This is a genomic window from Coleofasciculus sp. E1-EBD-02, assembly GCF_040218245.1.
GTDB lineage: Bacteria > Cyanobacteriota > Cyanobacteriia > Cyanobacteriales > Coleofasciculaceae > Coleofasciculus.
The window spans coordinates 20,141-41,624 of record NZ_JAVJQN010000087.1 but is presented as its reverse complement, the minus strand read 5'-3'; the positions used below and the strand labels follow the sequence as shown (position 1 = coordinate 41,624).

General features: G+C 47.2%; 18 protein-coding genes and 2 pseudogenes. 7 read left to right on the top strand and 13 right to left on the bottom strand.

The features are described from left to right. Positions 1 to 127 precede the first annotated feature (127 nt). The 3 genes and pseudogenes from RIC07_RS14265 to gorA form a co-directional block, all read right to left on the bottom strand. Positions 128 to 741, bottom strand: a pseudogene (locus RIC07_RS14265) (RNA-guided endonuclease TnpB family protein); the annotation flags it as partial. A gap of 60 nt (positions 742 to 801) precedes the next feature. Next, a complete protein-coding gene (locus RIC07_RS14260; RefSeq protein WP_446395145.1) occupies positions 802 to 2,022 on the bottom strand; it encodes an RNA-guided endonuclease InsQ/TnpB family protein in 1,221 nt (406 codons plus the stop codon). 321 nt (positions 2,023 to 2,343) lie between these two features. Beyond that, positions 2,344 to 3,690 carry a glutathione-disulfide reductase gene (gene gorA / locus RIC07_RS14255; RefSeq protein WP_446395102.1) on the bottom strand — a complete coding sequence of 449 codons (1,347 nt, stop codon included), beginning with the start codon at positions 3,688 to 3,690 and terminating at the stop codon, positions 2,344 to 2,346. A gap of 379 nt (positions 3,691 to 4,069) precedes the next feature. Here gorA and RIC07_RS14250 point away from each other — a divergent pair, with 379 nt between their 5' ends. Beyond that, the gene (locus RIC07_RS14250; protein WP_446395101.1) at positions 4,070 to 4,777 is read left to right on the top strand and encodes a lysophospholipid acyltransferase family protein; all 708 of its coding nucleotides are present in this window, start codon (positions 4,070 to 4,072) and stop codon (positions 4,775 to 4,777) included. Positions 4,778 to 5,411: 634 nt separating this feature from the next. Here the strand turns inward: RIC07_RS14250 and RIC07_RS14245 are convergent. After that, positions 5,412 to 5,663, bottom strand: a pseudogene (locus RIC07_RS14245) (Hsp20/alpha crystallin family protein); the annotation flags it as partial. A gap of 184 nt (positions 5,664 to 5,847) precedes the next feature. Then, positions 5,848 to 8,331, bottom strand: coding sequence for an ATP-dependent Clp protease ATP-binding subunit (locus tag RIC07_RS14240; RefSeq protein ID WP_446395100.1), 2,484 nt, complete (start codon positions 8,329 to 8,331; stop codon positions 5,848 to 5,850). Between the two features lie 148 nt (positions 8,332 to 8,479). On the opposite strand from RIC07_RS14240, the gene RIC07_RS14235 reads away from it, so the two are divergent. Next, the gene (locus RIC07_RS14235) at positions 8,480 to 8,887 is read left to right on the top strand and encodes a hypothetical protein (protein WP_446395099.1); all 408 of its coding nucleotides are present in this window, start codon (positions 8,480 to 8,482) and stop codon (positions 8,885 to 8,887) included. Positions 8,888 to 8,927: 40 nt separating this feature from the next. Here the strand turns inward: RIC07_RS14235 and RIC07_RS14230 are convergent, their stop codons facing one another. The 6 genes from RIC07_RS14230 to RIC07_RS14205 form a co-directional block, all read right to left on the bottom strand. Further along, positions 8,928 to 9,812: an isocitrate lyase/PEP mutase family protein gene (locus RIC07_RS14230; protein WP_446395098.1), complete on the bottom strand. Its 885-nt coding sequence runs from the start codon at positions 9,810 to 9,812 to the stop codon at positions 8,928 to 8,930. A 133-nt stretch (positions 9,813 to 9,945) separates the two neighbouring features. Further along, complete coding sequence (locus tag RIC07_RS14225; protein WP_446395097.1) at positions 9,946 to 10,578, bottom strand: hypothetical protein; 633 nt, start codon at positions 10,576 to 10,578, stop codon at positions 9,946 to 9,948. 185 nt (positions 10,579 to 10,763) lie between these two features. Beyond that, positions 10,764 to 12,041, bottom strand: a complete 1,278-nt coding sequence (cbiE, locus tag RIC07_RS14220) for a precorrin-6y C5,15-methyltransferase (decarboxylating) subunit CbiE (protein ID WP_446395096.1) — start codon at positions 12,039 to 12,041, stop codon at positions 10,764 to 10,766. A 188-nt stretch (positions 12,042 to 12,229) separates the two neighbouring features. After that, positions 12,230 to 12,841 (bottom strand): cobalt-precorrin-8X methylmutase, encoded by a 612-nt coding sequence (locus tag RIC07_RS14215; protein ID WP_446395095.1) that lies wholly within the window; start codon positions 12,839 to 12,841, stop codon positions 12,230 to 12,232. Positions 12,842 to 13,073: 232 nt separating this feature from the next. After that, positions 13,074 to 13,766: a peptidoglycan-binding protein gene (locus tag RIC07_RS14210; protein ID WP_446395094.1), complete on the bottom strand. Its 693-nt coding sequence runs from the start codon at positions 13,764 to 13,766 to the stop codon at positions 13,074 to 13,076. Positions 13,767 to 14,134: 368 nt separating this feature from the next. After that, complete coding sequence (locus RIC07_RS14205; RefSeq protein WP_446395093.1) at positions 14,135 to 14,920, bottom strand: DUF1868 domain-containing protein; 786 nt, start codon at positions 14,918 to 14,920, stop codon at positions 14,135 to 14,137. A gap of 33 nt (positions 14,921 to 14,953) precedes the next feature. On the opposite strand from RIC07_RS14205, the gene holA reads away from it, so the two are divergent. The 5 genes from holA (at position 14,954) to ureE (ending at position 17,858) form a co-directional block, all read left to right on the top strand. Beyond that, positions 14,954 to 15,934 (top strand): DNA polymerase III subunit delta, encoded by a 981-nt coding sequence (holA, locus tag RIC07_RS14200; RefSeq protein ID WP_446395092.1) that lies wholly within the window; start codon positions 14,954 to 14,956, stop codon positions 15,932 to 15,934. 33 nt (positions 15,935 to 15,967) lie between these two features. After that, positions 15,968 to 16,294: a hypothetical protein gene (locus RIC07_RS14195; protein WP_446395091.1), complete on the top strand. Its 327-nt coding sequence runs from the start codon at positions 15,968 to 15,970 to the stop codon at positions 16,292 to 16,294. Next, a complete protein-coding gene (locus RIC07_RS14190; RefSeq protein ID WP_044210607.1) occupies positions 16,291 to 16,779 on the top strand; it encodes a DUF4168 domain-containing protein in 489 nt (162 codons plus the stop codon). Before RIC07_RS14195 ends, RIC07_RS14190 begins: the two co-directional genes overlap by 4 nt. Before the next feature lie 117 nt (positions 16,780 to 16,896). Continuing rightward, on the top strand, positions 16,897 to 17,388 hold the full coding sequence (locus RIC07_RS14185; protein WP_446395090.1) for a DUF4168 domain-containing protein: 492 nt from the start codon (positions 16,897 to 16,899) through the stop codon (positions 17,386 to 17,388). Between the two features lie 32 nt (positions 17,389 to 17,420). Continuing rightward, a complete protein-coding gene (gene ureE / locus RIC07_RS14180) occupies positions 17,421 to 17,858 on the top strand; it encodes an urease accessory protein UreE (RefSeq protein WP_446395089.1) in 438 nt (145 codons plus the stop codon). A 77-nt stretch (positions 17,859 to 17,935) separates the two neighbouring features. Here ureE and RIC07_RS14175 read toward each other — a convergent pair whose 3' ends face one another. Both RIC07_RS14175 and RIC07_RS14170 read right to left on the bottom strand, forming a co-directional pair. Beyond that, entirely contained in the window at positions 17,936 to 18,832 is an 897-nt protein-coding gene (locus RIC07_RS14175; RefSeq protein ID WP_446395144.1) for a methyltransferase domain-containing protein, read from the bottom strand. A gap of 369 nt (positions 18,833 to 19,201) precedes the next feature. Next, positions 19,202 to 21,211 carry an iron ABC transporter permease gene (locus RIC07_RS14170; protein WP_446395088.1) on the bottom strand — a complete coding sequence of 670 codons (2,010 nt, stop codon included), beginning with the start codon at positions 21,209 to 21,211 and terminating at the stop codon, positions 19,202 to 19,204. Positions 21,212 to 21,484: the final 273 nt, after the last annotated feature.

Below are 21,484 nucleotides of genomic sequence, written 5' to 3'. Positions count from 1 at the left end.
TTGAAGCTTCGGCTTCGCTCAGCTTCAACCCTGAGCGAAGCCGAAGGGTTGAAAGACTCTCGCTTCACATTTCTCGCGGTATGATCGTTTCAGATTGGAAAACAGATCGTACCGCTTCGGCAGTGTCAAGCTGCCTTAGACGTTCAATTAGCCTGCCCGTGGGGATGGGCATGAAGTTTTGGTTCCCACGCTTACCCATCTTGGGACTGTTTTTGAGTCCCTCGTTCCAACCAATAACCAGATTGCCAATTCCGTCAGCCAAGCACCGATTAATGATGAATCTAGCTGCCTTGTTAATGGCATCCCTCATTTGGTTGTTGCGTTTACGCTGCACCCGGTCTAGGTTGGGGTTGACTTTAATGGGTTCTTTTGAGTCGTCTATTACCCAATCAATCCAGAACTCACCAAGACAAGGACGAATCGTTACTTCTTTAACCCAGTCTGAGTCAATAAACTCTGGCAATGGTAACTCAACACCTCGGCTCCGCTCGGTGTTGACGCGCTCGCGGAGTCGAAGCGTCAATCTGACTGATGAGTTCAGGCTTGGATTCTTTGAGTCGTGGATGGGCGAAAACACCCGTCTTTGTAGGTTAGAGCTTGCTTAGGAAAAGTTACCGCCGCCCAACCACCTTTTTTCCTGTACTTAGGCAAGGATGGACGATTAGCTTCTCCCTGATAATAGGCGTCAACCAAGCTGTTATAACTCTTAATTGATTCACCGACAGACTTCAGTGTTTGCTGTTGTCGGAGTATCCCAATGTGTGCCTGAATAGTTCCTAATTTTGCGGAAAAACGCGGAAATTAGTTGGTCAGAGTAATCTTGACTGGGTGAACTACTACACCCTCTATCCCATTGCCAAAAGCATCTGGGACTACTTTGCGAATGATGTTGTAACTACCATTGATGTCGGCGTTGAATTTGATGCCGATTTTCGATTTGTACAACCCACGCTTAACACGACGACCGCTAAATTTTGCGGCTAATGCCTCTGGGCTTCCGTGAACAGGAATAAAATCTCCATCCAGAAAACTAGCAACCGACGTATAAGATTCTTCGGTGATGATGACTTTTATGCCAACCCGTTCAGCTTTATAGGTCAACATCTCGATAAATCTTGCATGAGGAACGCTAGTAAAGTTCTGATTGTTAGCCTTACCGATACTGATTCCTTGCTTCCAGTTCTCGTTTTTACCAATCACGAGAGTTGAGATGTTGTTCTCAACTAACTGATTGATAATAAACCGACTGGACTTGTGGAGATAGTCGTCAATCTTGAATCCTCGTTTAGTTGATAAACATTGAATTCTGTTTGACGTTTTTCTGTTTCCATTAAGTTGAGATTGCAGTTCGGCTTTTTTCTTGTTGTAGTAATTGTTAACCGCTTTAATAGGTCTGCCGTTAATCAGGAAAGGTTTAAACCCTTTTTGATTTGAAGTTACAGCCGCTAAGTTGTTCAGTCCAATATCTACATCGGCTACCGCTTCACCGCTAACCAATTGCTGAATGGGTTGCTCATAAATCACCTCAACCACGTAGTAATTCAGGCGGGGAACAATTCTTACTTCATTGATATCCTGCTTGTTGCTAGATATCATAAGGTTTGTTCCCGATGGCTTAATCCATCCTTTTTGAAGCTCTTTCGAGCTAATAGCCTGGATGGTGTAAACCAGCAGATTACGCCCCTTCTCTTTATCTTTATACTTGGGAAGCTTGGGCTTGCCCAAGAATAAGACCGGGTTTTTATTGTATGCCTTATTAGCTTCTTTCCATGCTTTCCAGTTCCTGTCCAAGCAACGCAGGACTTGTTGAGAGACTTTGCGAGGTAAGGCACAATAAGACTCCTCTAGTCGCATCCGAGATGCCATCTCGTTGTAGGAGAGGATCTGGTTGGTTTTAAAGAAGTGTTGACGAATTTCGTAATTGGCTCGGTTGTAAAGATTTTTAGACTTGAATGCCAAATCATCAATCTCTTTCCATTCTCGACTTCCTTTACGAATTACGTGCTTCTCCACAAGTCTCATTGTCTCCATATTAATTGCAGCTCGAAGCATGAGTTTTTCCGTCTTACGCTCGCCTGACGTCTTGTGATGAGAGCGTAATCCAATAATTTCATGGGGTAATTTTATCGACCTATGTATATGTATATATTACCGCAGATTACCGCAATTTTCCGTATTCTTAAGAAATGAAAACCATACCATTTGCCTTGTCCCCACCAAAAGGGAGTTAACCCAAATGGCAGGCTCGCCTTCTGCCGTTTTATCCGCCGAAACCCTTGAGATATCGTAGGGTGGGCATTGCCCACCAGCCTGCCAGTCAGTACCATTCGAGTTAACCCAGATTTAGTCCAGCGTGAGAACCTCTTCTCCAATCGTGGGATGGATACAAATCGTCGCATCTAGCTCTTGCTTGTTGACACCCTGACGAATCGCCACGGCGAGAGTTTGCATAATATCCGCCGCATGTTCACCCACCATCTGAGCGCCCACGATGCGTTGGTTTTCGCCCTCAGCGATTAATTTGATCATCGCTTTTTCGTCTTGTTCACTCAGGCTGTAAAGCATGGGTTTAAATTCAGTGCGGTAGCAGCGCACGGAGTCACCAAATTTTTTCTGCGCCTTGCTTTGTGTCATTCCCACAGTCGCCGCTTCTGGGCGGGTAAACACCGCAGAGGGAACATCGTCGTAATTGACAGACTGGGGCTGGTTGCCAATTGCCGTATCTACAACAGCTTGACCTTCAGCGATGGCGACGGGGGTTAAGGGGATACGATTGGTACAATCACCAATGGCAAAAATAGTATCCTGCGTCGTGCGGCTGTACTCATCCACCTCAATGACGCCTTTTTCACTGACGTTAACCTCCGTGTTTTCCAAACCCAAGTCTTTCGTATTGGGGGCGCGACTGGTGGCAATTAAGACAGTATCGGCGTTCAGGGTTTCCTGATAGTCCCCAGATAAGCTGAGTTGGATTCCATCGCTTCCTTGGCTAATTTCTTTGGCTGTGGTTTGAGTCAGAATCCGAATTCCCCGTTGACTTAAGCTCTTTTGCACAGACATGCGGATATCGTGATCAAACCCAGGTAAGATTGATTCCTCGACATCCATCAGCGTGACCTCAGATCCCAAAGCATCCATCATACTGGCAAATTCTACACCAATATAGCCGCCGCCAATAATTGCCAGTCGTTTGGGCAATTCTTGCAGGTGAAACATTTCGCGGGAGGTAATCCCATGCTCTTTGCCAGGGATATTGGGTACGATGGGATGCCCACCCACAGCAATAATAATTTTATTGGCAGTAATTTGGCGATCGCTTACAGTTATCGTATGAGCATCCACAAATTTGGCTTGACCGCGAATCAGGTCGATTCCCGCCTCCTCCAGTGTTTGCAGATAGGATTGATTCAGTTTATCGATATGGTGGTGGATTTTGCTGAGAAATTGTGACCAATTGATTTGCCGTTGACATTCACTCCAGCCATAGCTGGTGGCGAGTTGATCTTGTAAGGCAAAATCAGCCGCATAGACCATTAATTTTTTGGGAATGCAGCCGCGATTGACACAAGTGCCACCTAGGGATTCTTTTTCCACCACAGCAACGTTGATATCATAAGCAGCGGCTCGTTTCGCTGCTGCTAGTCCGCCAGACCCTGCACCAATGATGAGGAGTTCGTAATGATAAGACATATTGTTGTTTGAGTATCTGTACCTAATTTGAAGGTGGCATAGGTGAAGCAAGTCTTGCACCATTCAACAGGCAGATTTTTGTGCAATTACAGTCGATTGTAGGGGCGGGTTTAGAAACTAATGTAGGGGCGGGTTTAGGAACTAACGTCAGCTATTGCTGAAATAACGGAACAACAAAACCCGCCCTCCTCACCAATAAATCAACAACAAAACCCGCCCTAGTCCAGTCTCGTTTCCTGGCGCTGCCTCCTTTGATAAAGGCTAAAGCCCTTACTACAAACTAACGTCATCAACCTTTAGGCAGAGGATAGTCTAGGTCATAACACCTAAGGTAAAGCTGTAATGAAAATTTTTGGCTTACACATCACCAATTGCCACAATGAGCCAGACTAAATCCCCCGACAAAACTCAAGACCATTCCACCAATACCAAGGAAGAGGCAACTACCTCTCATGTTTCGCCGTGGTTAGTGCGCCTAGTCTATCCCCTAGGGCGTTACCTGGTTTTGCCTTTTTACTTTGGCAAGATTCAGGTCAAGGGACGGGAGAATTTACCCAAAGATAATCCAGTTATCTTTGCACCCACCCATCGGTCTCGCTGGGATGCGCTGATGTTAGCTTATGCCGCTGGTCGAGATATTACCGGACGAGATTTACAGTTTATGGTGTCGATTGATGAAATGAAAGGCGTGCAAGGGTGGTTTATTCGTCGTTTAGGCGGATTCCCCGTTGATCCTAAACATCCGGGAATTTCCAGTCTGCGTCACGGAATTGAGTTATTGGAGAAGGGAAAAGTTCTGGTTATTTTCCCTGAAGGCGATATTTTTCGGACGGAAGACATCCAACCCTTAGAACCAGGATTGGCTCGGATTGCGCTTCATGCAGAAACGGATCAACCGGGTTTAGGGATTAAGATTGTGCCAATTCGGATTCATTATAGTCAACCTGTACCGCACAAGGGATGCGATGTTGATATTCGTATTGGTTCACCTTTATCGGTGGCGGATTACTGTCATAAACCTGTTAAAGGATGTGCTGAAGAAATTAGAGATGATGTGCGACAGGCGCTTCAGGAGATTGGAGATTAATAATTCGTGATTGATGATTAGCATCAATTGTAGGGGCGGGTTTAGAAACTAATCTAGGGGCGGGTTTAGAAACTAATGTAGGGGCAGGTTTAGGGACTGTAGGGGCGGGTTTAGGAACTAACGTCAGCTATTGCTGAAATAACGGAACAACAAAACCCGCCCGACCTCACCGATAAATGTACAACAAAACCCGCCCGACCTCACCGATAACGGCTCACCAAAACTCGCCCTAATTAGGGTCTGCTGAATAAGTGTTGTGGTGAGGGGGAGCGGGGGAAGCTGGGGGAGCAAGGGTACATTTTTCCTGAGCAAGGTGATGCCATACCTTTAAAGAATACTACCCGATTTCCTTGAATCAAACCCTCTGTCAATAAAGCTCAAAGTATTGATGGGTAAGGGTTTCGGTTTTGTTCATCAGCCCCTAATTAATCTTTGTCTTTATTACTATCATATCATGTCCGGTCAAACACCCCGAATAAAAACGCCTGAAACCCTTGTTATTACAGCATTGCAATTATGGGTAATCGTCAGGACATGATATCAGTTGATGGCTCCCCTCTCCCAAGCTTGGGAGAGGGGTTGGGGGTGAGGGCTGTCTACAAGCCTAGTTAATCTGAATTCGCACCGATTCTGATTAGCCAAGGTTCACTTTAAAGACTTTGTTCTTTTCTGCTTCCGCTTTGGGAATATTGAGATTTAGAATGCCGTCTTTATAGTCAGCTTGGACTTGCGTATTCTCAACTTGTCCGGGTAAGGGAATTACGCGGCGGAACTTACCATAGCGGAATTCACTGCGCGTCATTCCTCCTTCTTCAGTCTTGGCTTCAGATTTGCGTTCGCCGCTAATCATCACCGCATCTTTGGTTACTTGCACATCTAAATCCTTGGGTCCCTCTTGGACTAACTGATGTCCTAACGTATCCTCGTAGTGCTATAGTTAACAGTCGCCTTTGTTGCGGCTTTGGTGACGTGGCTAATTCGGCGGTTTTGGTGGTAAAAAAGTTGTAAAAAAAAAGACGTAGCATGTTACGTCTAGAACAAGTTACATGCTACGTCTAGGTTGCTAAAATTTAACCAACAGGTTGCAGCAATCGCGCTGGCGATTCACCGGGTAAAACCTTCACCTCACCATTCTCATCTACATCAACCACAGCGGTTTCTCCCTCAAGGATCTCACTCGCTAACATGGCTTCCGCTAAGCTATCTTCTAATAGCCGCATAATCGTCCGACGTAAAGGTCGCGCCCCATAACTGGGATCATACCCTTCTTCGACTAAACGCTCTTTGAAGCGTTCCGTCACTTCCAGGGTAATTCCCTGTTCAACTAAGCGAGTTGACACTTCCACCAACAGGAGATCAGCAATTTGCTTAATCTCATCTCGGTTTAACTGACGGAAGACGATAATATCGTCAAGGCGATTGAGGAATTCTGGACGGAAATAGTCCTTGAGTTCATCATTCACACGGCTACGAATCCGGTTGTATTGAGACTCAGCCAGGTTGTCTGAATCTTCAAATCCGAAACCACCGCCACCTTTTTCAATCACCCGCGAACCGATGTTCGAGGTCATGATAATCAGGGTGTTCTTGAAGTCTACAGTACGACCCTTAGCATCTGTTAACCGACCATCATCCAACAGTTGTAAGAGACTATTGAAGACATCGGGGTGTGCTTTCTCGATTTCGTCAAACAGGAGTACTGTGTAGGGTTGACGCCGGACGGCTTCTGTAAGTTGACCGCCTTCGTCATAGCCGACAAATCCGGGAGGCGAACCGATTAGCTTAGAGACGGTGTGCGGGTCCATGTATTCGGACATATCCAAGCGAATCATCGCCTCTTCTGACCCGAAGAAGTAAGCCGCCAATGCTTTCGCCAATTCCGTCTTACCCACTCCTGTCGGTCCAGAGAAGATAAAGCTAGCGATGGGTCGATTCGGGTCTTTTAATCCCACCCGCGCCCGCCGAATCGCTTTGGAGACGGCTGTAACGGCTTCTTCTTGACCAATTAAGCGTTGGTGCAAGGTATCTTCCATGTGCAGCAGCAGGGCTGATTCGGATCGGGTCAGCTTGTTGACGGGTACACCTGTCCAGGAGGAGACAATGTGGGCAATATCTTCTTCATTTACCAGAGGTGTCTGCACAGGGGTATCTTCGTCGGTTTCCTCTTGCAGAACCGCCTGAAGCTGAGTTTCCAGTTCCTGTTCGCGATCGCGCAATTGGGCGGCTTTCTCAAAGTCCTGGAGACGAACGGCGTCTTCTTTTTCTTTGGTTACCTGACGCATTTGACGCTTGATGTCGCGTGTCGCGGGAGACGGCTGACAATGAATCAGATGCACACGGCTTCCAGCTTCATCAATCAAGTCAATGGCTTTGTCCGGTAAGAAGCGATCGCTAATATAACGATCGGACAGTTTCGCCGCTGCATCTAACGCATGATCAGAGATTTCTACTCGGTGATGCTGCTCATAAGCATCCCGTAATCCCTGCAAAATTTCAATGGTTTCCTCAACCGAGGGTTCACCCACCATAATCGGTTGGAAACGGCGTTCTAGGGCGGCGTCTCGCTCAATATGCTTGCGATATTCATCCAACGTCGTCGCCCCAACACACTGGAGTTCGCCTCGTGCTAATGCGGGTTTGAGGATATTTGCTGCATCTAATCCGCCTTCTAACGCTCCAGCACCGACTAAGGTATGAATTTCGTCAATCACCAGGATAATATTTCCGGCTTCGCGCACTTCCGCCATTATATTCTTGATGCGTTCCTCGAAATCACCCCGGAAACGAGTCCCGGAAATCAGTGATCCGATATCCAGGCTGATCACCTGCTTATTTTCCAACAGTTCTGGCACCTGACTATCGGAAATCCGTTGCGCCAATCCTTCTGCGATCGCGGTTTTACCCACGCCAGGTTCTCCCAATAATACGGGATTATTCTTGGTGCGGCGTCCTAAAATCTGGATAATCCGTTCAATTTCCTTGACACGACCCACCACAGGGTCTAACTTACCTTCTGAGGCTAACTGGGTGAGATTCCTGCCAAACTCTTCCAGAGTCGCGGACTTTGAGGTGCGACCCATCATTGAAGTACCGGGTCCTCTAGCGGTTGCAGCCGCTGCTACTTCGCCAATGGCTTGAATCAGTTTGGTGCGGGCGGTGGATGGATTGACGCCTAAACTTTGTAACACTTTACCCGCAACGCTGTCGCTGTCTTGAAGGATGGCGAGTAACAAATGCTCTGGACCGATATAATTATGTCCCAGTTGTCGAGCTTCTTTGAAGGATTGCTCAAACAGGCGTTTGGCTTTGGGAGTGAAGGGAATTTCTGCTGGAACAAAGCCTGATCCGCGACCAATGATTTTCTCGACGACTTTCCGGGTTGATTCCAGGGTGACATCCATATCTTTGAGGACAATCGCCGCCACACTGGTTCCTTCTCGCAGCAATCCCAAGAGAATTTGCTCCGTTCCCACGAGGTTATGTCCCAGGCGACGGGCTTCCTCTTGGGCGAGCATAATCGATTTGATAGCTCTGTCTGTAAAATGTTCAAACATGGTTGGTTTCCTTTGCCGAGCGGTATATGATTGGCTGAAGGGGTAAACGATTTACCCTTATTTGTAAATTTTTATGTACTTTCTACTAACACTTTACCTCTGTATGATGGACTGTATCAGTGGGCAGAACCGTAATTGTTGGGTGTAGTTGCCGTCTACAGGGGATTTCAGGGCATTCCGGTTAAGTTTTGAAGATGGCGTCCCTTTCTACCCATGTATACCGGCATTCTTCTATTGGTCAACCGGATCAATCAGGGAAGCCGGGGAAGCTGGGGAAGCTGGGGAAGCTGGGGGAGCTGGGGAAGCCGGGGAAGCCGGGGAAGCTGGGGAAGCTGGGGAAGCCGGGGAAGCTGGGGAAGCCGGGGAAGCCGGGGAAGCTGGGGAAGCTGGGGAAGCCGGGGAAGCTGGGGAAGCTGGGGAAGCTGGGGGAGCTGAGGGAGAAGCTTATCTGAGCCATATTGCGTCCCGCCTGACCAAGTGCAATACTATTGAACTAACTCCCCCATCTCTCCCATCTGACACACCGAGCGAAGTCGAGGTGTTCCCCATCTCCTGATAACTGATAACTGCTCACTGATAACTCCCCCATCCTCTCATCACGTTTCCTCCGGTGGTGATGCTTCTGATACAGTGAACTGCTGTTCGAGTTGGCGATAGTGCGGTACATCAATAAGCTGCTCAAATTCTGGGAAGGAGACGAGATTGGAAAAGCCTGCGGTAGTCCCCTGTTGGCGCAAATGAGTCAAACAGTCCATCATGGCTTTAGTTGCTGCAAATAAGCCAGAGAGGGGATAGACGACGATTTTGAAGCCTAACGCTTGCAATTGTTGACCCGACAGCACCGGAGTTTTGCCCCCTTCTATCATATTGGCAAACAGAGGCACATTAGGAAGTGCTGATGCGATCGCCTGTAAATCTTCAATAGATTGGGGTGCTTCTATAAAGATAATATCCGCTCCAGCCTCATAATAGGCACGTCCGCGATTAATCGCTTCGTCGAGTCCCAAGGGCGCACGGGCATCAGTACGGGCAATGATCACTAATTCATTTTTACCACGAGCGTGAACGGCGGCGCGGATTTTCTGAATATGATCTGCGGCGGGAATTACCCGTTTTCCGGCAAAATGACCACATTTCTTGGGCAACTCTTGGTCTTCGAGGATAATTCCGGCTATACCAAGTTTAACGATATCGGTGACGGTACGGATAACATTGAGGGGGTTTCCGTACCCGGTATCAATATCGGCGATAAGGGGAATGGTAACAGATTCAGCAATTCGTCCGGCGCTATTCAGCATTTCGGTAGCGGTGAGAAAACCGTAATCGGGTTTACCTAGGGTGGAACCGGAAATGCCAAAGCCACTGGTAAAGATGGCTTCAAAGCCGATTTTTTCGGCGAGTTTGGCGCTGATGCAATCGTAGACGCCGGGAAGGATGAGGGTTTCGGGTTGTTGGATTAGCTGGCGAAATTTTTGGGTCATTTGTCATTCGTCATTTGTCATTCGTCATTTGGTCGGGGCGGGTTTTGCAGCTAAGCTAGGGATAGCCATCAATATTATTCCCTAAACCAGCCCCTACACACAGACGTGCCATAGCATATCTCCCTCATCTCCATCAATCCGACTGTTTAACCACTTGCTTTAATCCTTTCTTCCAATCGGCGGCTCTCTGGGCGTTGGGATAGGTGCCAATTAGCTCTCTTAATTCGGTTTGGTGTTTCTGTTTCAGTTCGGATTTAGTGCGATTTCCCAGGAGACAGATGGCGCGTTGTAGACTGTCTTTATCGCCGGGAACTTTTGGCGGTAAGTCTACCGGAAAGGTGGGATGGGGTTTTTGGGACGATGATTTAATGCTGGTAATGGCGGGTAGATTGGCGGGGAGAGGGGAGAGATCAACGGGATTGATGTAACCATAACCCCCTTTTTTGTCGGTGAAACAAAGTCGGGGAATTCCTTTTCGTTGAGTGCCATCCAGTCTGCCAATTCTACCTCTGTATTTGTGTTTTTTGGAATTGGCGGGATCAACAATACACATATCACCGGGATACAAGATATGGTTCTCGATGGTGGTTCTGCCGTTATCGGAGCTTCCGGTACAGTGTTTTCCATGGTTGAGATAAACTGTAACTTGCTTCATGTCACTGATGACAGACGTAGCCTGCTGCGTCTCTACATAATCTACGACGTATGAATCAGGGCGAGTTTTGTGGTTTAAACAGCCCTCACCCCCAGCTTCCAGACGCGCCATGGCACGTCTCTACATGGCTTCCCCAGCTCCCCCTGCTCCCCTGCTCTCTAATACCAAATCCGGGGAACGCTACCCCCGTTATAACCTAGTCCGCGCAGGCGGACTTTGTTTGTGTAGCAGCGATTTCAATCGCCGTGGAAAAAGGGGGTGATAAAGGCGGATTTGGTATAACCCCACCCCAATACCTATTCAGCACCCTCTATTTTATCCGATCGCATAGCTCGAATAATCGTCACCGGATTCAGGGGGGTAAAACGGGTGAGTTGGGCGATGGGAATGGAACGGGAAAGCTGAACTTGTAACAATCGATACGTCCAACCGCGATCGCTAAACCAGTTGACTGCCTGATTCAGGTGTTCTAAGGTGGCTAAGGCTAACACTACTATGCCATTATCTCCTAATTGTGCCTGGGTTCGTTCTAAAATCGCCAACAAATTCCCGCCACTTCCGCCAATAAACACCCGCTGGGGGGTGGGCAGTTGAGATAATATATCCGGTGCTGTACCATAGATAGAGGTAACATTCGTAACCTGTAAACGGCGGCAATTTTGTTCAATTAAAGCCGTTCCCATCGCCGTTTTTTCAATCGCATAGACGTGAGACGTAGGCGATAATCGGGCAATTTCAACCGAGACGGAACCCGTTCCTGCACCAATATCCCAGATAATTTGTTCTGGTTGTAGGGAGAGTTCCGCTAAAATCAGAGTACGGATTTCTCGCTTAGTCATTAAACCCGGGCGATCGCGAAAACTGGCAAAGCTGTGATCCGATAGCCCTAAAATAGGTAAAGTGGCGACATCTAGGGGAATATCACTCGGTTCAGACTGACGCAAAAGAATCACCACATTCAGCGGCGCGATCGCTTCTAAGTGTACCGCATCCACAGGCAAACACCGCACCCGTTCATCAGTTCCACCTAAATTTTCACACAGCCAAAACTGGTACTCACAGGGTAAATCCAGATCAAGTAACAGATTTGCGATCGCACTCGGCGTATTTATTTTATCCGTCAGCACGGCAATTTTATCAGTTCCCTGTTGTAGCGCTTGGGTTAACCGTTCTAACGAACGCCCGTGACTACTAATCATCACCGCATCTTGCCAAGGGACTTTCACCCGACTAAATGCTAATTGTACTGCACTGACATGGGGATGAAACGTGAGATGTTCAGGTGGCAATTCAGCTAATAATAAACGTCCCAAGCCAAAAAACAAAGGATCGCCACTGGTTAACACAATGATACAGCAATTTGGCTCATTCTTAGCCAACTGACGACGAATCTCGCGGATCACCTGCGTCAAATCGCCCAAAACCAGGCGGCGTGCGGGATGATCAGGGAAGTAACTCATGACGCGATCGCTCCCCACTAACAGCGTCGCCCGTTCTACTAATTGTCGCACGGATTCTGTAAGTCCCGCCACGCCATCTAAACCGATTCCGACTACATGAATATCATTTGTCATTTGTTATTCGTTATTTGTTATTAATATTTCATGTAGGGTGGGCAAGAGTTAGAATCCTTAAATTTTTTATCATATCGTTTATTGCTCTTGCCCACCACAAGGTAACTAGGTTCGTAGTAGGCACTTTAGTGCCAGAAGCGCTAAAGCGCTTACTACAAGCGCTTACTACAAACGCTTATAAGTTAAATTCACGAATTTTCCCACGCTAAGACAATTAAAGCATTAAGAATCGCCGCCGCAACCGGGGAACCTCCTTTGCGCCCATTAATCCGAATTTGCGGAATTGGGGTTTTTGCTAAAGTCTCTTTTGCTTCCACAACCGAAATAAATCCTACAGGTGCGCCAATAACCAAAGCTGGTTTTACTGAAGCTTGTTGCAACTCAGCACATAATGCTAACAGTGCAGTCGGCGCATTACCAAACACATAAATAGCTTCAGGAAACTGACAATAACAACTTAATAAACCCGTTTCCGTGCGAGTTTTCCCCGGAAGCGCCACCGATGCTTGTTCAACCGCCGCCATTACCAGATTCCCAAACGTCTTACTCACCATTCCCGTAATTCCCTGTTTAACCATACCCACATCAGTAATAATCGGGACTTTATTCTGGATGGCGGTAATTCCTAATGTAATTGCCTCCGGACTAAAATAAATCAGTTTAGCCAATTCAAAATCAGCGGTACTGTGAATCACCCGCCGGACAATTGCATATTCATCAGGCGTGAAGTCATGTTCGCCAATTTCTTGGTCAATGATAGCAAAACTTTGCTCTAGAATTGGATGATTTAGCGGATTCATAAGTAGGTGGACACAATTAAAGTTAACGGTTGAGATCAGGGAATAGGGAATAGGGAACAGGGAACAGTAAGGGTTTGAGGGCGATTTACCAAACTTAATGAGCGTGCCGTTTTCTACTTAGTGACTATATTTAGTTAACTTACTTAATCATCCCTTATCTCGTTGCTACAGAGTAACTTATTTTGTAGTTCACAGTTATTTAAGTCAATCACTATCTTTATTTTTTATCAAATTACAGCCCCAATGCTTGTCGAGTTTGAGAACCAACCACCCCATCTACAGTCAAACCTTGACTTGCCTGAAACGCGGTTACGGCTGCATCCGCTAAGGGACCAAATATACCATCTGCATCTATATCAAAGCCTCGTTGAATCAACGCTTCTTGAACAGCACGTACATCCTCTCCCCGCATAAATGGGCGAGTCAGAAACAATAGTCTTTCTTGTTCTGAATCATCAGGAGGTAATCCACCAACCAATTCCGCCTGGATAATCGGAAACTTAGCCGCCCAAGTAAGCGGTTGTCTCAGATTTAAGCCATCATCAATATGAACAGGATCACCAAAATCTCCTCCCCATCGCAGAATCGGATCAATTTGTATACTTCTGATAAAATCTTGGACAGCAACTGGCAGATTTCTCAAATTACTTGATCTCAGATCAGTACTATTAAAGAGGCGATCATTTAATAGAATATTCATGTCGATAGCATGACCGACTAAGTGATTTGACCGACTGGCGGGAGGAACAATAGCTCCTCCAATCGGAACACCTTGTTGACGAACTGACTGGGTAACAAATATTTGTAAGTCATTGTTAGCCGCAAAGCGATCAATCGTTTCTAGAGAATCAAAAAATTCAATATCAGCTTGGATCACTTCACCCGTAAATCGAGGGGACTTAAAAATCTCTAGATTAGTTGCCATGATTTATTATTCACTCGAAAAGCCTAAAACCACCCAATTATAGCAGAATGCAGGAGGCTCCCGGACAGAAGGTTGATTAATGATACGTAGTTATTGGGTTCACTCTTGGATAAAATTACTATAATTTCCGCCCTCGATTCAGTCGAAAATTAGCCAGAAACATCCTACCATCTTCTACCTATAAGTAACGCCAAACCCTCTGCGTCCCTCTGCGCTTACCTCTGCGAACCTCTGCGTTAAAAACGATTCAATTCTGAGACAAAACCATTCACACCGCAAATACACAAATCCCATCTTCAACAACCTAAAAGAGGGCGGGTTTTAAACTTATCAACGTAAACATTCCCCCCACCCCACACTAACTCAGATCAAAACTCAACAACCGGAAAATCCGATTTGCGATAGAAATGAGTCATATTATCAAACTTCCGCAACTCAGCCCGCTTAACCAAAAATAAATTATCCTCCTTCCCTAACCATTGCTGATTCAAATCCGATAACATACTACTAATGCGATCGCGCTCAAGCTGTGCTGGAATTTTCCCGAAGTATCCTAACGTAATATGCGCCGTAAAATGGTACTGCTGCTCAACCCCCAAACCAATTAACCCTGGATTTTGATAAAGACAACGCCGGAACTCAACCACTCGTTGATAAGACTCCTCATCTTTTGGCACCAAACAAACCCCAATCGCACGCGGCATAACAATCACGCCAAAAAACTGCCAATATATAGGATAAGAACTCCTATACAACTCCTGATATTGCCCAAAACTCTCTCGAATGCGTCCCTGAAGTTGTGGATCAAACTCTGGATTATTCTGCACCGCATCCCGATAATTATTCTCCCAAATTAAATCCGCCAGCGTGAAATGAAAACTCTCAGGCGGAAGCGATATCATGAAACTGGGCAATTCCTGCTCTAATATCCCTTGTAACTCCTGTAAACTCCCGTAAAACGCCCCATTCTCCGACTCATCCTCCCAGGGTGGAGTCATCACCGTGTATCCTGGAAAATTAACCGCCTTAGTTGTGCCATCAGCCAGATGCTCAAACTTCGGTGACTCCTGGATATTGGGTAACTGGGAATGATAACTATCGGGTACAGTCATCCTCGCCACCCGATTGACATAGGTTGGATAAGTATCATCCACGTTGAATTTCCTCCGAATACGCTAAACGTCCTTATGCCAATTTATCTTTATTGGGGAGACAATGACTTCGCCCTTACCCAAGCCGTCAACGAACTGCGCCAGTCCGTCCTCGACCCCAACTGGCTGAGTTTTAACTATGATAGAATTCCCCCAGACCAACCCGATGCCGTAATTCAGGGACTCAATCAAGCGATGACTCCCCCATTTGGGATGGGAGGACGATTAGTCTGGCTAGTCGATACCACCGTTTGCCAAAACTGTTCCGAAAACGTTCTGGCTGAACTTGGACGCACTCTCCCCGCTATTCCACCAGAATCTATATTACTCCTCACCAGTCATAATCGCCCCGATGGACGGCTCAAATCCACCAAACTGCTGCAAAAACACGCCAAAATCCGAGAATTTCCGCTAATTCCCCCCTGGAAAACCGAGGAATTAGTCCAACAGGTTAAATCCTACGCCCAAACCACTGGTGTTAAACTCACTCCCCTAGCGGCTGAACTCCTCGCTGATGCAGTGGGTAACAATACCCGCCAACTTACCAACGAACTCGACAAATTACGCCTTTACGCAGGCGATGAGACAACTAGCTTAGATGAACGCGCTGTTTTTGCATTAGTCACCACCACAACTCACAATAGCTTACAATTAGCCGGGAGTATCCTCAAAGGCGATACAACTAAAGCATTAGGATTGATTGCTGACTTAATCAACAACAACGAACACCCATTACGAATTGTCGCCACCCTTGTGGGACAATTTCGCACTTGGTTATGGGTGAAGCTAATGATGAGTGAGGGAGAAAAGGATATAAAAGTTATTGCTAACGCCGCCGAAGTTGGTAACCCTAAGCGTATTTACTTCTTGAAGAAAGATGTGCAACACCTCAGCCTGGATCAATTAATGGCAACGTTACGAGTTTTATTAGAGTTAGAGGTTAGCCTAAAACGAGGTGCTGATGGACTCTCCACTCTGCAAACCCAGGTGATAAAACTGTGTCAAATTTGTCGTTAATTCGTCATTAATTCGTCATTTGTCATTTGTCATTTGTCATTTGTCATTGGTCATTTGTCATTTGTCATTTATCAAGGAATAGGCAATAGAAATTTTGTCTCCCATCTCCCCCAGCTTCCCCAGCTTCCCCAGCTTCCCCAGCTTCCCCAGCTTCCCCAGCTTCCCCAGCTTCCCCAGCTTCCCCAGCTTCCCCAACTTCCCCACACCCTCACACCCGACACCCAACACCCAACACCCAACACCCGACACCCGACACCCTCACACCCGACAGCGGAACTTCTATCCCCTAAAATAGTTCAGGAAAAACAAGCCCACTCTGGGTTTTGTTGTGTACTGTTTAATTATTTGCGATCGTCATGATCACGTCCTACTGTAATCACCCTCATGTGCCTCGTTTCTCTCGTCCACTTATTGTAGCTGCACTAACCAGCTTAGGTTTACTGTCTGGGTTCATTCCCGAACTTTCGCGACAGTCTCTAAGTTTGGACTTCAGCCGTGCTGTCTATGCTCAACAAGCGGTTACCGAGGCGGAAGTTACCAACTATGCTAGAGCAGTTTTAGCCATGGAACCCTTGCGCCAAGTTGCCTATAACGAAATTAAAAAAATCGTAAATGGCAACATTCCTGATATCCAGTGTCATCGCTCAGAAACCATCAATCAACTGCCGTCTCAGGAGGCGCGAAAAATTGCCAATACTTATTGTAACCAAGCGTTAGCGCTGGTGAATAATTATTTAACCCCCTCCCGATTCAATCAAATTACACGTCTGGCGGAAAAAGATGGTAATTTACGACAGCGGATTCAAGATGCATTACAAAGACAGCAAGAATCCAGCCAACGATAAGCCACTCTTGTGGTATCATAACGCTCGGTAAGGAACTCTAGATATAAGCAAGAACCCTGAGTTTTACTAAGTTCCTGAGCTCCAAACGGTCAAAACCTGTCAAAATAGAGCTACACTTTGCCGTTGCTACTTGAATCGGATTCCATGCCCATACAGGCGCGATCGCGAACCTATAAGATTCCCTGGACGAGTTGTGTAACCGCACTCGCCCTCATTCTCTCTGGATGTGCCTCTAACTCCACTCCAGAGGCAAGTCCCACTATTTCCCCATTGCCACCCGAAACTATCACCGAAGAAGAAATCAGGAATTACGCCAAGGCACTTCTGGCGATCGAAAATAGCCGTCAAACTGCCTTCAGCGAAATTCAGCAACAGATAAACCAAGACCAGATTCCTAATATTACCTGTACCCAACCCGATTCTCTCAAAGAACTCCCCTCTGATGTCCAAGGAATTGCCGTCAACTACTGCAATAAAGCCAAAGAAATTGGTGAAAGTCAGGGATTCAACATGGCTCAATTTAACGCCATTACTAATACAGCTCAATTAGACCCCGATTTACAACGGCAAATTCAGAATCAACTGATTCGCCTGAAACGGTCACTTTAGCTTGTACTTTAGCTTGACAGATTGGGCAATTTATGCTGACGTTGACGCAACGCTTGAACTCAGCGACAAAACTCTCCGCTAATTTTACACTTTCCCTCACCGCCGAGGAACGCACCCGGACACGCTACCGCTTTGAAACCCCAGAGGGTCAGGGTTTGTATCTGCGTTTACCGAGAGGGACGATTCTCAATGATGGGGATTTACTCCAATCTGAGACAGGTGAGATAGTGGTGCAGATTGCGGCGAAACCCGAACCTGTTTTAACCGTTACGTCTCCCCATACCCTGAGTTTACTGCGAGCCGCCTATCACCTTGGTAATCGCCACGTCCCCTTGGAAGTCACTCCCCACTATTTACGCTTGTCACCTGACTCCGTTTTACAGGCGATGTTGAATCAGTTAGGCGTGGATGTGAAGCCAGAAATCGCTCCCTTTCAACCCGAAATTGGGGCGTATCACCATCACAGTTAGTTTCTCTAATATTTTCCCCACACCCCATACCCCACACCCCATACCCTACCTACCTTTTACGCGAGTTTGTCACCCCTTCAGGGGATTGACCCTTCGACTTCGCTCAGGGTCAAGCGATTTAAAGATGGTTTCTGAGCAGAGAGTACACCAAACCGAATCAAACCCCGCCGATACCCCCGACTCATTAATCCCAACGATAGCGCCGCTTGCACTGTACCCCAACCACTTTTGAGTAAACCGATTAATGCTTGGGGTTCAAAGGCTGAATCAATGACAATATCCCAAAACGGTGCGACTGCATCTGACCAATCATCAGTGCGAATATCCGCAAAAGATAACTCACGGGCAATTGCGGCGTACTCTGGCAATGAAATCACATAAGGTAAACAGTAAACCTGGTAAATTTGCTCTAAATGCTGCTTTTCATCCATCGTCAAATCTCCCGTGGCTGGCGTAATCGGACGATGACACCACGTCGCCATCAGAAATGTCCCACCTGGTTTCAGAACCCGGTAGCATTCTGCCAGAAATTTCTGCTTATCGGGTAAATGTTCCCCACTTTCTAACGACCAGATAAAATCAAAACAGTTATCCGCAAACGGCATATCCAAGGCGTCAGCCACCTGAAACTCCACCGCAGTTTCTAACCCCGCCTCCTTTGCCCGTTCGGTTGCTCTCGCCGCTTGGACGGGACTCAGCGTAATCCCTTGTACCTTTGCCCCAAACCGTTGGGCTAAGTCCAAAGAACTTCCGCCAATCCCACACCCTACATCTAAGATGTTCTCGGCGTGCTGCACATCACCCCAATTCAGCAGTTCCTCAATTAAATCAATCTGCGCCTGACGCCGACCTTTTTTCTCACGACCCAGCGGACCATAATAACCATGGTGCATGTGTTCGCCCCAAACCTGTTCCCACAGTCCGGAGGAGGCGTCGTAAAACTGCTGAATTTGACGCTGAAGTGTTGAACTCATGAATTGTCCTTCGTCATTGGTCATTGGTCATTGGTCATTGCTTTTTCCCTGTAAAGAGTGTAAATCAAGATATGAAGCTGATGATCGGCGCACCGACCAACATTGACAAAAAAAAATAGACAAAAAAAGACCCCCGCCATTTTAGCAGGGGGTGGGTAATCACTTCCACATCAGGGTAACAACTATGATTAAACCTATCGAACAATTGTGAAAAAAAGGTGAAAAGTCAAAAAAAACCCTCAGATATTGCCTGAGGGGGTTATGTAGGAAGGAGCATAACCCTTTATATCTCTGACGTTTGGGAACCTATGCAGTTACCAGAGGCATAGTCCTGGAATTCTCAAAAATTTTTCTCTCTTCCCTAAAATTTTACTTTTGATTTCGATAAAGTAGCCACAGGAAATAGGGAGCGCCAATTAACGCTGTAACAAGTCCTGAAGGCATTTCTCTGGGAGCAAGGACAATTCGACCTATACTATCGGCTAGAGTGACCAAAATCGCTCCCAAAATTGCGGCAATGGGGAGCAGTTGGCGATGACGAGAACCGACGAGGAGACGGGCGGCGTGGGGGGCGAGTAAGCCGACAAAACTGATCGTACCCACTGTAGAAACGGCTGTCGCCGCTAAACCAACCGCGATCGCAACAGAAATGAGACGAGCTTTTTCCAAGGATAATCCTAGGGTACGGGGTAAGTCTTCCCCCAATGCCATTAAATCCAGCCAACGCGAGATCAGCCACGCTAACGGCAGTAAAATCAGAAACCAAGGCAGTAATCGCCAGAGTTGTTCCCAAGTGCTGGCGTAGGTACTGCCCACCAGCCAGACTAAAGCTTGTGCCACTCGTAATTTCGCGATCGCAACCAAGAGATTAATCCCGGCGGCACAAAATGCAGAAACGGCGATCCCTACCAATGCTAATCGGGCGGGTGACACGCCTCCTTGCCAAGCGGCTAAATAGACGCAACCAAAGGCGACAAACGCACCGATAAAGGCGGCAATGGAAACCGCTTCTACAGGCGCATTCGGTAATATTACCAGAACAAACACCGCCCCCAACCCAGCCCCGGAGGTAATCCCAATAATTTCGGGTCCAGCCAAGGGATTACGAACCACACCCTGCAGGAGTAAACCACTGGCGGCTAGGGATGCACCAGCGAAGAGGGCGACTAAAAGACGGGGGAGGCGCAGGTGGAAAAGGACTTGTTCTGAAAGGGCTGTACCCTGCCCGACTAAGGTATTTAAGAGTTGCTGCCCGTTGAGGGAAATCCCGCCTAATAATAAGCCAGCCACTAGGCTGATGAGGAGTAATCCAATCACAATTAGGAGTAAAACCGGGTACGAAACACGGCGAGAGGATTTCCCTGACACCGCAAATTCCCCAACCGTTCCCCGTTGTCCCGACAGAGAAACCCGCACCAGCCAGATGAGAAACGGTGCGCCAATTAAGGCAGTAACGGTACCCGCAGGCAATTCGCTAACCGTTCCGGTGACAAATCGCGCCACCACATCCGCCCCCACTAATAGAACAGCCCCCCAAAGGGCGGCTAAGGGTAGGAGGTGTTGATGTTTCTGATATCCCATCAAGCGCCCCAGATGAGGCGCAACCAACCCGACAAAACCAATGGGTCCCACCACACTTACGGCTACGGCGGCTAAAAAGATACCTACCCCAGTCGCCATTAAGCGAGTTAATTGTATCCGTTGACCGAGCGATCGGGCAATTTCATCCCCCAGTGAGAGTACATCAAGGGATTTCGCCATCACAATCGCAACAATTGCCCCTACCAATACCTTCGGTGCAGCATAAACCGTGCCACTCCAATCCGTTTGCACCAGGGAACCCGCACCCCAAAAAAATAAACCCGCAATTTCATTTTCATAAAATAGCTGTAATAGGGCAGTCAACGCCGCTAACATCAACGAAACCGCCACACCTGCCAACGTCAGCCGGATCGGAGTGATTTGCACACTAGAGGCGATCGCATAAACCAACAACGCCGCTACCATTCCTCCCGCAAATGCCACCAGCACAGGGGATTGGGCAAATAAAGTCGGCATTGCGATCGCGGCAGTGGTGAGGGCTAAATAAGCACCTGCATTAATCCCCAACGTGGCTGGAGATGCCAAGGGGTTACGAGTCACGGTTTGAAGTAAAACCCCCGCGATGCCTAACGCCGTACCCGCAATCACGCCAATCGTGGCACGGGGTAAGCGCACGTAACGCACCAGATTATCAGCCGTGGTGTTATCTGGGGAGAAAATCGCGGTGATAATCGTGCTGATCTGAATATCTGCCTGCCCTTGGGTAATATGAATGGCAAAAACCAAAAGCAGTAACAGGGCGATCAGACTTGTCCTTAGTCCTTTGTCATTCGTCATTCGTCATTCGTCATTTGTTATTTGTCATACTCGTCCTTTGAAAATTCAACCCATTTTTGTAGGGGCGGGTTTAGTCAAATCAGGGTCTCAAAAAAGGATATAGCACTACGCACTAAGGTTAGGACATATAGCGGTACTAAGACAGGTTAGGACATTCTTTACTGTTCCCTGTTCCCTGTTCCCTGTTCCCTCTTGGACTAACTGATGTCCTAACGTATCCTCGTAGCGCTATATCAAGAAAAATTCAAATCGCTTGACCCTGAATTTCGACAG